A 13,347-nucleotide genomic window follows, 5' to 3' on the forward strand; every position below is an offset into this window, starting at 1 on the left:
CATGGATTTAGTAGCGATGGCTTTTTTTAACGGTGTGGTAGCTTTTTCTATATTGCGTTTTATTTTCAATATACGTGCTAGTCGTCATGCACTGTTCCTGCTCGTGCTGCTGCCAGTTGGCTCATTTGGTTATATGGTTTTCATCCCAATGAAACTCTTAGGCGCTTTGACCGCTTTGGTTGGAACTGCTATTGGCGGAGTAGTCTACATGGCAGGGACTCTGTACCCGAAATCGGACTTGGATGTAAAGAAAAAACCCCTGGCTTTTGTTAACTCGATATTGTTTGTAGCCATATCGCTCATCGCAATCTATATTTACCCAGCTGCGAAAATAGCTGAGCCGATACAAAAAATATTTGGAAACATTGGATTTAATGTTGTTATTGGAACGATTCTTCTGCTTTCTACAGCCAATATTTTTGCAACTCTTGTAAGTTTGCAAACTGGTAAAGCGGATGGAGATATTGATCAATAGCTAGGCGGTCTCAAATGCACTGATCAATCACTCAGTCGAGGAGCGAATTCAAATGTGACAAGTGATTCCCACCCAATATTTTTTTGGGCAAAGGTTGTCGCGTTTAGTCTTGGCAGCTCAAATCTAGGCCTTGCTGACCGGCAGCATGAAATCGCATTGCGGGTAGTCGACACAGCCCCAGAAGGTGCGGCCCCGCTTGCGCGCGCGCCGCTCCACCATTGGGGTGCCGCATCTGGCGCAGGTGGGACGCCAGTATTCATCCTGGTAGGCCAGCTGCAGCAGGTCCTCCTTTTGCTGCATGGTCCGCTGCGAGATCAGCGCCAGCAGACCCAGCCGGTCCATGGCGTTGATGCCGTTGGCCTTGGCGAACTCGCGGGCTTCGGCGGTGAAGGTGCCGCTGTTGGCGAAGGTGCCACGCAGGACCTGGTGGGCCCTCATGAGCTGATGGAATTCGCGCACCTCGGCCAGCGCGACCTTCTTGCCGGGCCGGTGCTTGCACCGGACCAGGGCCGCGGGGCCTTCCTTGTGCCCGGAATACAGCCAGATGTCGCCGCCGCCGTCCGGGCCGTGGGATTCGGTGCGCGCCTCGAAGCCCGCCTGGGCGAACAAGGCGGCGCACACCAGTTCAAAGCGGCGCCACTCGATGTCGCGAAACACCTGCGTGTTCCACATCTGCGCTGGCGGCCGCAAGGGCCGTCCTGCCGGCACGGCGACCAGGTCGCCCATGGCGGAGTCCAGCTGCGAGCCGAAGAGGGTGGTGTTGCCCAGGTGGCTGGAGAGCTGGCTGGTGTCCGGCCTGGGCGGCTTGCGCGGGCCGTTTCGCAACCGCAGCACCAGGGCGACGGCCAGCAGGATGAAGCCTGCGGCCAGCAGGTAGGGGGCGGGTGCGCGCGCTCCCTGGCTGGCCGACTGGAGGCTGGGGCTGGACGAGGCCCCCAGCACCATGGACAGCAGCATCAGAGCCGCACCCAGGATCAGGAACGGGGCGGCCATCCCCATCATCTGCCGCGCGGGGTCCTGCCCCACCCATCGGCCCAAACTTGCACGCATTGCCTGCTCCTCGACTTGTGGTCGTCGGCCATTAGATCAAGCGCATGGCGCAAAGCGCAAGGCTTAACCCGCGCGTTGCAGGTGAAGGGGCGTGGCAGCAACAAAAAAGGCGAGGTGCTGACCCTGTTCAACCAGAGCCAACACCCCTGGGTACGGCGCGGGGAAGCGGACGGGCTCCACCGCGGCATCACGTTCCGGCGGGCGGTAACCCGCTGTCGGTGTGCCAGGAAGACCCACCGGTAAGTGCGCCTGCCATGCCTGAAGTGTGCGCCGGGCGCGGCAGAAAGTTTTCCTTGTTTTTCGTCAAATCCAGAGAAATAAAGAAATTTCAACTAATGGGTACTAAAAATAAGATAATTAAACTTTATGGACGCAACAGACAGAAAAATCCTCCAGACTCTGCAGGCCGATGCCCGGGCCAGCCTCCAGGAAATCAGCCAGGCCGTGGGGCTGAGCGCCACGCCTTGCTGGAGCCGCATCCGCAAGATGGAAGACAGCGGCGTCATCGAGGGTTACACCATCCGCCTCAATGCCCAGGCCATTGGCCTGAGCGACACCGTGCTGGTGCAGGTCACGCTGGACAGTCATTCCGACAACACGCTGGAGAAATTCGGGGAGACGCTGGCCGCCATTCCCGAGGTGATCGAGGCGTACCTGGTGTCCGGCGAATATGACTACCTGCTGCGCGTTGCCGTGCGTGACACCCGTGACTACGAGCGACTGCTGCGCGAGCGCCTTTACAAGATCAAGGGCATCCGCCACAGCAAGTCCAGCTTCGTGCTGCGCACGCTCAAGAAGGCCGATCTGCCGCTGCTGGGGGCGTAGTCAGGGGGGCATAGTGGCCAGAAGCGGGGCTTTGCGTTCATTGCATTTGGTTGCGCTTCTCACGGCTTGCGGCAATTGATCACAGTGGGGTCATCTGGAAGGTCTAGGATGAAGACAGGTTTCCAAGGGGTATGTCATGCCATCCGCCAACTACCGCATCGAAAGCAACCACGCCGTTTTCAACCGCCTGCTGCCGGCCTCCAGCCTGTCACGAACCTTCGAAGATCCGTCGCTGGCGGTGGCCGTTGCCGCCAAGAGTGTTACCCAGCCGCTGGGCCAGGAAATCCGCGTGATCCATGTCCCCACGGGGGAGGTGCTGTTTCGCACCGCCTCGGTCCCGCCCCAGTGAAGCCCGGCCGCACTGCATGAAATACTCCCTGCGCCGCACCGCCGCCCCTTTGCAAGTTGTCTACAAGTACGGAGGGGCGTCCGACAGTCTGACGGGGTGCCATTTCACGCTGGAGGAAAACGGCGCTGAATTGACCCTGACCGCCGACCTCACCACCAACTTCCGCACGCGTGACCGCAGCGCTGACGCCTATGTCGACGCGGTCACCCTGGCGCGCGAGCACCACAAGCTCAAATACCTGCAGTGCCACGACAACCTGCTGCGCGCGCGGCTGGTCCGGGCCTGGGAGCGGCAGCGCAATCCCCGGCTGCGGCTGGCGCTGGACCTGGGCCGCCGGGGCCTGCTGCTGTACGCGGTGGTCCCGCGCTCGCTGCTCATGGGCGGCGTGCAGCTTGATGTGCTGTCGGTGCTGGAGGTGGCGCGCCGGGACGAGTCGGCACGGGGTTTCGGGGCTTCGGGCTTTCGCCACTCGGGCTTCCGGCCCTCGGGCATGCACCTGTAGGACCGCACGGCCCGTCCCAGGGGGGCTCGTCCGACAGGCCGCAGCTGCGGTTGGCCGCATCATGGGTTTCCGGTTGATGCCCGATGCCTGCCGGCCTTCACATGATGCGTTTCCCCTCCTTCCTCTCACAACGACAATCTGGACGCTGGCGCCAGCGATGGCTGGCGGCGCTGGCCGCGCTGGCGCTGGCCGGGCTCCCCGTCGCGGCCCAGGCGCTTGGTCAGGCCGAGGCGCTGAGAAGCCAGTACCAGTCGCTGGCCGGCCAACTCGCGGACAACGATTTTGGCCGCCCGATGGTGATCAATTCGCGCGAAGCGGGGGACATGCTGCAGGGAGATGTCTACGCCGTGCTGGATCATCCGTTCGCGACCGTGAACGCGGCGCTGGAGCAACCCGGGCCATGGTGCGACATCCTGATCCTGCCTTTCAACACCAAGTACTGCCGTGCGTCGATGGCGGGAGGCCAGCCGGTGCTGAAAGTGCGGATCGGCAGGAAATACGACCAGCCCCTGAAGGACGCCTATTTGCTGGCATTCAACTGGTCGCGCCGCGCCGGCACGGCCAGCGACTATTTCGAGACCCAGCTCACGGCGGCTGACGGCCCGCTGGGCACGCATGACTACCGGGTCACGGTGTCGGCCGTGCCGATTGGCGCAGGGCGCACCTTCCTGCACCTTCACTACGCCTACCGCTATGGCCTGGCTGGCCGCCTGGCCATGCAGGCCTACCTCGCCACGGCGGGCGCGGGCAAGGTGGGGTTCACCGTGGACGGGCAGGACCGGGATGGCCAGGCCCGCTACATCGGGGGCCTGCGCGGCGTCATCGAACGCAATGCCATGCGCTACTACCTGGCGATCGATGCCTACCTCGCGGCGCTGTCAGCGCCGCCCCAGGAACAGCGCGAGCGGCGCATCCAGCGCTGGTTCAGTGAGAGCGAGCGCTATGCGCGCCAGCTGCGCGAGATGGACCGCCCGACCTACGTGGCCCTGAAGCGCAGTGAGTACGAGCGCCAGCAGGCGAACTAGGTTATTTCAGGCCGGCGGCGGCGCGCAGCACCTGGGCCTTGTCGGTGCGCTCCCAGCTGAATTCCGGCTCCTCGCGGCCGAAGTGCCCGTAAGCCGCCGTCTTTTCATAGATGGGGCGCAGCAGGTCCAGCATCTGGATGATGCCCTTGGGCCGCAGGTCGAAGTGCTCGGTCACCAGCGCGGCGATCTGCTCATCGGAAATCACGCCCGTGCCCTCGGTGTAGACCGTCACGTTCATGGGCTTGGCCACGCCAATGGCGTAGGCCACCTGGATCTGGCACTGGCGCGCCAGGCCGGCCGCCACCACGTTCTTGGCCACATAGCGCGCGGCATAGGCGGCCGAGCGGTCCACCTTGCTCGGGTCCTTGCCGCTGAAGGCGCCACCGCCATGCGGGCAGGCGCCACCGTAGGTGTCCACAATGATCTTGCGGCCGGTCAGGCCGCAGTCGCCCTGGGGGCCGCCAATGACGAAGCGGCCGGTGGGGTTGATCAGGTAGCGGGTGTTCTGCAGCCATTCCTTGGGCAGCACGGGCTTGATGATCTCTTCGATGATGGCTTCATTGAACGATGCCTTCATCTTGGTGGGCGTTTCGCTCTGGTCGGGGCTGTGCTGGGTGGACAGCACCACGGTGTCAATGCTGTGGGGCTTGCCGTCCACGTAGCGCATGGTGACCTGGCTCTTGGCGTCGGGGCGCAGGAAGGGCAGCCGGCCGTCCTTGCGCAGCTGCGCCTGCCGCTCCACCAGACGGTGCGCGTAGTAGATGGGCGCGGGCATCAGCTCGGGCGTTTCGTCGCAGGCGTAGCCGAACATCAGGCCCTGGTCACCGGCGCCGGTGTTCAGGTGGTCGTCGCTGGCGTGGTCCACACCCTGGGCGATGTCGTTGCTCTGCTTGTCATAGCAGACCATGACGGCGCAGCCCTTGTAGTCGATGCCGTAGTCGGTGTTGTCGTAGCCGATGCGCTTGATGGTGTCGCGCGCCACCTGGATGTAGTCCACGTGGGCATTGGTGGTGATCTCGCCGGCCAGCACCACGAGCCCGGTGTTGGTCAGCGTCTCGGCGGCCACCCGGCTGCGCGGGTCCTGCGCGAAGATCGCATCGAGAATCGCGTCAGAGATCTGGTCTGCCACCTTGTCGGGATGGCCTTCTGACACGGATTCGGAAGTAAAGAGGAAATCGTTCGCCATTTGAATAAACTCCGTTGGTTGCTTGAGGCGCGTTGCCTCCAGCATGAGCCTTGGCGAACGCTTTAGCAGCTTTGTTTAATGTCGCCCTGCAAGTAGTTCATAACTCGGCGACCGCCCCATTTTAACCAGACCCATGTTGACCCTGTTCCGCGTGCTGTCGATCCTGCCGCTGTGGCTGTTGCACAGCCTGGGCTGGGCGCTGGGCTGGGCGGCGTTTCTCGGTTCGGGGGTCTACCGGCGCCGCTTTCTGGCCAATCTGGCGCAGGCGGGCCTGCCGCTGGCGGCCGTGCGGCGCGCCGTGGGCGAGTCGGGCAAGCTGGTTGCCGAACTGCCGCGCCTGTGGTTTGGCGCGCCGGTGCCGGTGCGCTGGGACGGGGCCCCATTGATCGACGCGGCGCAGGCGCATGGGCGCGGCATCGTGTTTCTCACGCCCCACCTGGGCTGTTTTGAGGTCACGGCCCAAGGCTACGCCGCGCGCTACGGTGCGCAGCGCGGCCCCATCACCGTGCTCTACCGTCCGGCACGCAAGGCCTGGCTGCGCGGGCTGGTCGATCATTCGCGCGGCCGTCCGGGGCTGGCCACCGCGCCCACCACCCTGGCCGGGGTCAAGCAGATGCTCAAGGCGCTGAAAGCCGGCGAGGCCGTGGGCCTGTTGCCTGACCAGGTGCCGCCGCTGGGGCAGGGCGTGTGGGCGCCTTTTTTCGGACGCGACGCCTACACCATGACGCTGTCGGCCCGGCTGGCCCACCAGACCGGCGCGCTAGTGTTGCTGGCCTGGGGCGAGCGCCTGCCCTGGGGCCGGGGCTTTGTGATTCATGTGCGGCCGTTGCCGCAGGCGCTGGCGCCGGAGCCGGGCGCGGCGGCGGCCCAGGTGAACGAGGCGATGGCGCAACTGGTCCGCGAATGCCCCTGGCAGTACCTGTGGGGCTATGCCCGCTACAAGGCGCCGCGCGAAGAGCCCCGTGCCGCCGCGGCTGCGGCCACGAACCAGGGCGCCGCATGACCAACCGGCTGGGCATCCAGTTCATGCGCCTGCTGGCGCTGCTGCCACTGGGCTGGGTGCGCGCGCTGGGCTGGGCGCTGGGCTGGGTGCTGTATGCGCTGGTGGGCTCGCGCCGGCACGTGGTGCGGACGAATCTGGACCTGTGCTTCCCGCAGTGGACCCCCGCGCAGCGCCGCGCGCTGGTCCCGCGGGTGTTTGTCCGCTTCGCCCAGGCCTGGCTGGACCGGGGCTGGCTCTGGCACGGCACGCCGGCGCTGACCCGGCGGCGGCTGGTGCTGAGCGGAGCGGTGGACGAACTGGCGGGGGACGCGCCCACGCTGCTGTTTGCGCCGCATTTTGTGGGCATGGATGCCGGCTGGACGGCGCTGACCCAGCAGGTGCCGCGCCGCTTCGTCGGCATTTACACCGACCAGGCCAACCGCGTGCTGAACGACTGGATTCTCGAAGGCCGCCAGCGCTTCGCGGCCAATGGCCCGTTTGGCCGGGCCGATGGTGTCAAGGGCCTGGTGGCGGCGCTGCGCCGCGGCGAGCCCATGTACCTGCTGCCCGACATGAATTTCGGGCCCGAGGAATCGGTCTTTGTGCCGTTCTACGGTGTCAGCGCGGCCACGGTGCCGTCGCTGTCACGGTTTGCGCGGCTGGGGCGGGCCAAGGTGGTGCCGGTGGTCTCGCGCATGACGCCGCAAGGTTACGAGGTGCAGGTGCTGCCGGCCTGGCAGGCGTTTCCGGGTGACGACGTCGTGGCCGACACCGCCCTCATGAACCAGCGTCTGGCGCAATGGATCGACACCATGCCCGACCAGTACTACTGGGTGCACAAGCGCTTCAAGACCCGCCCTCCGGGCGAGCCACCCGTGTATTGATGCGGGCGCGGTGGCGCTTCAGGCCGCGAGAAAATCGCCCAGCAGCCGCGCCACGAGCTCGGGCTGCTCATGCACGATCCAGTGGCTGGCGCCTTCGACCTTGTGCAGCGTCAGGCGGGGAATGTAGTCGCCCAGCCCGTCGATGAGTTCAGGCGGCAGCGCAATGTCGTTCATGGCCCAGACCACCAGGGTGGGCAGGCTCACGGTCAGCATGGCATGCGGCAGGTCGACGGCGGCGGCGCCCGGGTCTTCGGGCCGGGGTGGGCGCAACGGCGACGCGCGGTAGTAGTTGCAGCCACCGGTCAGCCCCGCGCCTGGTGCGCTGCCGGGGGCGCCGCGCCAGACCGCGCGATACTGGTCCTTGACCGGCTCGGTGAGCCAGTGCGCGCCTTCGGGGCTGCCGTTGTGAAAGAACGGCCACATGCGCGCGAAGTCGTTGTCGGCCAGCAGCCTTTCGGCGTCCGGGCGGATCAGGAAGTTCATGTAGGCGCTGGCGGCCTGCTGCCTGGGGTTGCTTTTGAGCTCGCGCAGGAAAGTCCCCGGGTGAGGGGAGTTGACGATGGCCAGCCTGTGGGCCAGGTGCGGCAGCTGGTTGGCGAAGTTCCAGGCAACCGCGCCGCCCCAGTCGTGCGCGACCAGGCAATCGATCGGTCCATTCGGGGACTCGATGGCCACCAGCGCCGCAATGTCCTGCACCAGGTGCTTGGGCCGGTAAGCCGCCACCTCGGCCGGCGCGCTCGATTGTTCAAAGCCGCGCAGGTTGGGCGCCACGCAGCGGTAGCCCTGCGCCGCGAAATGGGCGAGCAGGCCGTCCCAGACAAAGGCGGCCTCGGGGAAGCCATGGAGAAAAATCATCACGGGCTGGCCGCGCCGGCCCGCCGCGCGGCAGCTCAGGGTGATGCCGTGCGGCAGGGGTTGCAGGAAAGTCTCGGTCATCTGCTCTGCTTTTGATAGCGGCCAGTGCCCGTGCTGACTGGACTACAGGCCGATTGGGCTTGAGGCGACGGCTCAGGCGGCGGGGTGGGCCCACTGCCACAGCAGCAGGGCCGCCTCGTCCACGCCCTGCTTCTTGAGTGCAGAGAACAGTTTGACCTCGCCGCCGCCGGCCTGCAGTCGCCCAATGGACAGGGCCTTGGCGCCTTCGCTGCGGTTGAGCTTGTCGGCCTTGGTGAGCAGCACCAGGAACTTCAGGCCCTCTTGCACACGGGGGCGGATCACTTCGAGCAGGATCTCGTCGAGCTCGGTCATGCCATGGCGCGGGTCGCACATCAGCACGATGCCGCGCAGGTTCTCGCGGGTGATGAGGTAGTTGGCCATGACCTGCTGCCAGCGGATCTTGTCCTGCTTGGGCACGGCCGCGTAGCCGTAGCCTGGCAGGTCGGCCAGCACGGCGTCGGTCTCGCCCTGGCGGCCCAGGCTGAACAGGTTGATGCTCTGGGTGCGCCCCGGTGTCTTGGAGGCGAAGGCCAGGCGTTTTTGCTGGGTCAGCGTGTTGATGCAGGTGGACTTGCCGGCATTGGAGCGCCCGACGAAGGCAATCTCGGGCACATCCAGCGGCGGCAGGAACTCCAGTTTGGGCGCCGTGGTGAGAAATCTGGCGGTGTGCATCCAGCCCATGGCCTGGGCAGCGGTGACCGGAATATCGGGCGGACGGACGGGGGAGGAGGCGGGTTCGCCCGGGGCAGAGGTCATGGCTTGTATTGGAATCGCGGGGAAACCCGAGTGGGCATTGTAGAATCATGGGGTTTTGCGCCAATAAACAGACCCCCGATATGAAGTTGCTCGCCTCCCTGCTGATGGCTGCCACGCTGGCAGCCCCCGCCCTGTCCGCCCGCGCCGCCGATGAAAAGCCGGCCACGCCCGAGGCCAAGGCCGAGACCCCCAAGGTCGCCAAGCCCGATCTCGTCAAGGGCGAGGCCAGCTTCACGGCCGTGTGCGCGGCCTGCCACGGCGCCGATGGCAACTCGGGCACGCCCGCGAACCCCAAGCTGGCCCAGCAGCACCCGGAATACCTGGTCAAGCAGTTGCAGGAATTCAAGTCCGGCAAGCGGGCCAACGCCGTCATGCAGGGCTTTGCCTCGGCCCTGAGCGATGCCGACATGAAGAACATCGCCTGGTGGGTGACCACCAAGAAGGCCAAGCCCGGCTTCGCCAAGGACAAGGATCTGGTGGCCATGGGCGAGCGCATCTACCGCGGTGGCATCGCCGACCGCCAGGTGCCTGCCTGCGCCGGCTGCCACAGCCCCAATGGCGCGGGCATCCCGTCGCAGTACCCGCGCCTGTCGGGCCAGCACGCGGACTACACCGCCACCCAGCTGACGGCTTTCCGTGACGGCGTGCGCAAGAACAACGCGGTCATGAACGACGTGGCCGCCAAGCTCAACGACCGCGAAATCAAGGCGGTCTCCGACTACATTGCCGGCCTGCGCTGACCGCAGGAGCCCCAGCCCGGTGGCGCGGGCCGTTTTGTTGAACTAACCGCCAATAAACAACCCCAACAAGGCGGGCACCTCGGCAGAGGGCCCGCCTTTTTTGTTTCCCACGGATTCCACCATGTCAGTCTCCACCCAAGGGCTTCGCGTCAGGTCAGGCTCCCACGCCCTGCGGTCGATGGTGGAAGTGCTGTCGTCGATGCGGTTCTCGATCTCGCTGCTGACCATCATCTGCATCGCCTCGGTCATCGGCACCATCCTCAAGCAGCACGAGCCCCTGGGCAACTACGTCAACCAGTTCGGGCCGTTCTGGGCCCAGGTGTTCATGGCGGCCCGTCTCAATGCGGTGTACAGCGCCTGGTGGTTTTTGCTGATCCTCGCGTTCCTGGTGGCCAGCACCTCGCTGTGCATCGCGCGCAACACGCCCAAGATCCTGACCGACCTCAAGGTCTACAAGGAGAACATGCGTGAGCAGAGCCTGCAGGCGTTTCACCACCGGGCCGAGGCGGCGCTGGCCGAAGCCCCCGAAGCCGCCGCCCGACGCATCGGCGCGACCCTGGCCAGTGGCGGCTGGAAAGTGCGCCTGCAGCAGCGCGAACGGGGCTGGATGGTGGCGGCCAAGGCCGGCGCCGCCAACAAGCTGGGCTACATCGCGGCGCACAGCGCCATCGTGCTGGTCTGCCTGGGCGGCCTGCTGGACGGCGACCTGATCGTGCGCGCGCAGATGCTGTTCAACGGCAAGACGCCGTACACCGGCGGGGGCCTGATTTCGGATGTGAAGCCTGAGCACCGCCTGTCCGACCGCAACCCGACCTTTCGCGGCAACCTGCTGGTGGCCGAGGGCACGCAGTCGAGCACGGCCATCCTCAACCAGTCCGACGGCGTGCTGCTGCAGGAGCTGCCGTTCGCGATCGAGCTCAAGAAATTCATCGTCGAGCACTACTCGACCGGCATGCCCAAGCTGTTTGCCAGCGAGATCGTGATCCACGACAAGGCCACCGGCGAGCAGATCCCGGCGCGCGTGGAGGTCAACCACCCCGCGAGCTACCGCGGGGTCGAGATCTACCAGTCCAGCTTTGACGATGGCGGTTCCGCCGTCACGCTCAGGGCCGTGCCCATGAATGGCGTGAGCAAGCCGTTCGAGATTCAGGGCACCATTGGCGGCGCGTCGCAGCTCACCAAGGGCCAGGGCGACGGGGCTGAAAAACTGAGCCTGGAGTACACGGCGCTGCGGGTGATCAATGTCGAGAACTTCTCGGGCAATGGCACCGGGGGCGTGGATGTGCGCAAGGTCGACCTGCGCGAATCCATCGATTCGCGCATGGGCGCCGCCAACAAGACCGCCACCAGGAAGGAACTGCGCAACGTGGGGCCGAGCATCACCTACAAGCTGCGCGACGCCGCCGGGCAGGCCCGCGAATTCCACAATTACATGCTGCCGGTGGACATGGGCGATGGCGTGCCGCTGTACCTCATGGGCATGCGTGACACACCGGCAGAGCCGTTCCGCTACCTGCGCATTCCCGCGGATGACCAGGGCGGGCTCGACGGCTTCCTGCGCCTGCGCCAGGCCCTGCAGGACCCGGCCTCGCGTGAACTGGCCGTGAAACGCTACGCCGCGCAGGCGACGGACCCGGCGCGGCCCGAGCTGGCGCTGCAACTGGCGGCGTCGGCCTCGCGTGCGCTGTCGCTGTTTGCCGGGGCCGAGCCGGGCAAGGGCGGCTCCACGCTCGGTGGCCTGCAGGCCGTGTCGGATTTCCTGGAGGCCAATGTGCCCGAGGCAGAACGCGCCCGCGCCGGAGACGTGCTGGTGCGTATCCTGACCGGCGTGCTGTATGAGCTGACCCAGCTGTCACGCGAACGCGCGGGCCTCAAGCCGCTGGTGCCCAGCGAACACACCCAGGGTTTCATGAGCCAGGCGGTGCTCGCGCTGTCGGATGTGCCGCTGTACCCCGCGCCCATGGCTTTCGAGCTCAAGGACTTCACCCAGGTGCAGGCCAGCGTGTTCCAGGTGGCGCGAGCCCCTGGCCACTACATTGTCTATCTGGGCTGCGCCTTGCTGATCCTGGGCGTTTTTGCCATGCTGTATGTCCGCGAGCGCCGGATCTGGGTCTGGATCACCGGCGGGGCCGACAGCGCGCAGGCCACGATGGCCCTGTCCAGCAACCGCAAGACCATGGACACTGACAAGGAATTCGAGATGCTCAAGACCAAACTGATCGGGGTGCAGCCATGAACACAGCCACCATCACGCTGCACGAAGGATTTTTCTCGCGCCGCACTCTGGCCGACTGGCTGTTCGCGGCCCTGGTGGCCGCTGGCGGGCTGTTCGCGTTTTCGCGTTATGCGGGCTTCATGGATGTCTACGAAAAAGGCATCTTGCTGGCGGCCGTGCCGGCCACCGTCTGGATCGGCTGGTTCTGGCGGCCGCTGCGGGTGCTCATGGTGGTGGTGGCCGCGTTCGCGCTGATGGCCGTGGCCGCCTACCAGGGCAGCCTGGCGCGCGCCGAGCAGGTGTTCTGGCTCAAGTACTTTTTGTCCAGCCAGTCGGCCATCCTGTGGATGAGCGTGCTGTTCTTCATGAGCACGGCGTTCTACTGGATCGGCATGTTCGCGCGCGGGCAGAGCGCGACCATGGAACTGATCGGCTCGCGCCTGGCCTGGGTGGCCATCGGCATGGCGCTGATCGGGACCCTGGTGCGCTGGTATGAGAGCTACCTGATCGGCTCGGACGTGGGCCACATCCCGGTGAGCAACCTCTATGAGGTGTTCGTGCTGTTCTCGTGGCTCACAGCCGCGTTCTACCTCTACTTTGAAGACCAGTACAAGACCCGTGCGCTGGGCGCCTTCGTGATGCTGGTGGTCAGCGCGGCGGTGGGTTTCCTGCTCTGGTACACCGTGGTGCGCGGGGCCCATGAAATCCAGCCGCTGGTGCCGGCGCTCAAGAGCTGGTGGATGAAGCTGCATGTGCCGGCCAACTTCATTGGCTACGGCACGTTCTCGCTGTCGGCCATGGTGGCCTTTGCCTACCTGATCAAGCAGCAGGCCACCGAGACGCGCTGGCACAAGCTCACGCCGATCTGGCTGCTGGGCATGGCGCTGTGCTTTGTGCCCATTGCCTTCCGCCAACGCGGGGTGGCCGAGGCCGGCGGCAGCTACTGGGTGGGCTACGCGCTGATCTCCGCGCTGATTGCGGCGGGCATCCTGCTGGCCCGCAAGCGCATCGCCGGGCGCCTGCCGCCGCTGGAGGTGCTGGACGACGTGATGTACAAGTCCATCGCCGTGGGCTTTGCCTTCTTCACCATTGCCACGGTGCTGGGCGCCCTGTGGGCCGCCGAGGCCTGGGGCGGCTACTGGAGCTGGGACCCCAAGGAGACCTGGGCGCTGATTGTCTGGCTCAACTACGCGGCCTGGCTGCACATGCGGCTCATGAAGGGCCTGCGTGGCGCGGTGTCGGCCTGGTGGGCGCTGGGGGGCCTGGCGGTGACTACTTTTGCCTTCCTGGGCGTGAACATGTTCCTCTCGGGCCTGCACAGCTACGGAACTTTGTGACGCGCCGCGGGCCAGACCAGGACGGGCGCTGCCCGGCTGCTCTGGCCTTGACTGTGCAGGGGGTGAAATCCTTGTAACCTTGTAA

14 protein-coding genes are annotated in these 13,347 nt (G+C 65.6%); 10 read left to right on the forward strand and 4 right to left on the reverse strand.

Annotated elements, in window-relative coordinates; genetic code table 11:
- Nucleotide 1: 1 nt before the first annotated feature.
- On the forward strand, nucleotides 2-475 hold the full coding sequence (locus KF796_06060) for a hypothetical protein (protein MBX3586188.1): 474 nt from the start codon (nucleotides 2-4) through the stop codon (nucleotides 473-475).
- Between the two features lie 123 nt (nucleotides 476-598).
- Here KF796_06060 and KF796_06065 read toward each other — a convergent pair whose 3' ends face one another.
- Nucleotides 599-1,525 carry a restriction endonuclease gene (locus KF796_06065; GenBank protein ID MBX3586189.1) on the reverse strand — a complete coding sequence of 309 codons (927 nt, stop codon included), beginning with the start codon at nucleotides 1,523-1,525 and terminating at the stop codon, nucleotides 599-601.
- Between the two features lie 366 nt (nucleotides 1,526-1,891).
- Here KF796_06065 and KF796_06070 point away from each other — a divergent pair, with 366 nt between their 5' ends.
- The 4 genes from KF796_06070 to KF796_06085 all read left to right on the forward strand — a co-directional run bounded on the left by KF796_06070 (nucleotide 1,892) and on the right by KF796_06085 (nucleotide 4,226).
- Nucleotides 1,892-2,350 (forward strand): Lrp/AsnC family transcriptional regulator, encoded by a 459-nt coding sequence (locus tag KF796_06070; GenBank protein ID MBX3586190.1) that lies wholly within the window; start codon nucleotides 1,892-1,894, stop codon nucleotides 2,348-2,350.
- Nucleotides 2,351-2,486: 136 nt separating this feature from the next.
- Nucleotides 2,487-2,699 carry a hypothetical protein gene (locus KF796_06075; protein MBX3586191.1) on the forward strand — a complete coding sequence of 71 codons (213 nt, stop codon included), beginning with the start codon at nucleotides 2,487-2,489 and terminating at the stop codon, nucleotides 2,697-2,699.
- Between the two features lie 16 nt (nucleotides 2,700-2,715).
- A complete protein-coding gene (locus tag KF796_06080; GenBank protein MBX3586192.1) occupies nucleotides 2,716-3,201 on the forward strand; it encodes a hypothetical protein in 486 nt (161 codons plus the stop codon).
- 170 nt (nucleotides 3,202-3,371) lie between these two features.
- Nucleotides 3,372-4,226 (forward strand): hypothetical protein, encoded by an 855-nt coding sequence (locus KF796_06085; protein MBX3586193.1) that lies wholly within the window; start codon nucleotides 3,372-3,374, stop codon nucleotides 4,224-4,226.
- Nucleotide 4,227: 1 nt separating this feature from the next.
- Here KF796_06085 and metK read toward each other — a convergent pair whose 3' ends face one another.
- Nucleotides 4,228-5,412: a methionine adenosyltransferase gene (gene metK / locus KF796_06090; GenBank protein MBX3586194.1), complete on the reverse strand. Its 1,185-nt coding sequence runs from the start codon at nucleotides 5,410-5,412 to the stop codon at nucleotides 4,228-4,230.
- Between the two features lie 133 nt (nucleotides 5,413-5,545).
- On the opposite strand from metK, the gene KF796_06095 reads away from it, so the two are divergent.
- Together KF796_06095 and KF796_06100 are read left to right on the forward strand one after the other, a co-directional pair.
- Nucleotides 5,546-6,415: a lysophospholipid acyltransferase family protein gene (locus KF796_06095; GenBank protein MBX3586195.1), complete on the forward strand. Its 870-nt coding sequence runs from the start codon at nucleotides 5,546-5,548 to the stop codon at nucleotides 6,413-6,415.
- Nucleotides 6,412-7,278, forward strand: a complete 867-nt coding sequence (locus KF796_06100) for a lipid A biosynthesis acyltransferase (protein ID MBX3586196.1) — start codon at nucleotides 6,412-6,414, stop codon at nucleotides 7,276-7,278. Before KF796_06095 ends, KF796_06100 begins: the two co-directional genes overlap by 4 nt.
- A gap of 18 nt (nucleotides 7,279-7,296) precedes the next feature.
- On the opposite strand, the gene KF796_06105 is transcribed toward KF796_06100, so the two are convergent.
- On the reverse strand, nucleotides 7,297-8,214 hold the full coding sequence (locus KF796_06105; GenBank protein MBX3586197.1) for an alpha/beta fold hydrolase: 918 nt from the start codon (nucleotides 8,212-8,214) through the stop codon (nucleotides 7,297-7,299).
- 72 nt (nucleotides 8,215-8,286) lie between these two features.
- On the reverse strand, nucleotides 8,287-8,970 hold the full coding sequence (gene yihA, locus KF796_06110; GenBank protein MBX3586198.1) for a ribosome biogenesis GTP-binding protein YihA/YsxC: 684 nt from the start codon (nucleotides 8,968-8,970) through the stop codon (nucleotides 8,287-8,289).
- Between the two features lie 80 nt (nucleotides 8,971-9,050).
- On the opposite strand from yihA, the gene KF796_06115 reads away from it, so the two are divergent.
- From KF796_06115 to ccsB, 3 genes are all read left to right on the forward strand, one after another.
- Nucleotides 9,051-9,710, forward strand: coding sequence for a cytochrome c4 (locus tag KF796_06115; GenBank protein ID MBX3586199.1), 660 nt, complete (start codon nucleotides 9,051-9,053; stop codon nucleotides 9,708-9,710).
- 121 nt (nucleotides 9,711-9,831) lie between these two features.
- Nucleotides 9,832-11,946 carry a cytochrome c biogenesis protein ResB gene (locus tag KF796_06120; GenBank protein MBX3586200.1) on the forward strand — a complete coding sequence of 705 codons (2,115 nt, stop codon included), beginning with the start codon at nucleotides 9,832-9,834 and terminating at the stop codon, nucleotides 11,944-11,946.
- On the forward strand, nucleotides 11,943-13,262 hold the full coding sequence (gene ccsB / locus KF796_06125) for a c-type cytochrome biogenesis protein CcsB (protein ID MBX3586201.1): 1,320 nt from the start codon (nucleotides 11,943-11,945) through the stop codon (nucleotides 13,260-13,262). Before KF796_06120 ends, ccsB begins: the two co-directional genes overlap by 4 nt.
- The last annotated feature ends 85 nt before the right edge of the window (nucleotides 13,263-13,347 follow it).

Source organism: Ramlibacter sp., assembly GCA_019635435.1.
Classification (GTDB): Bacteria; Pseudomonadota; Gammaproteobacteria; order Burkholderiales; family Burkholderiaceae_C; genus JAHBZM01.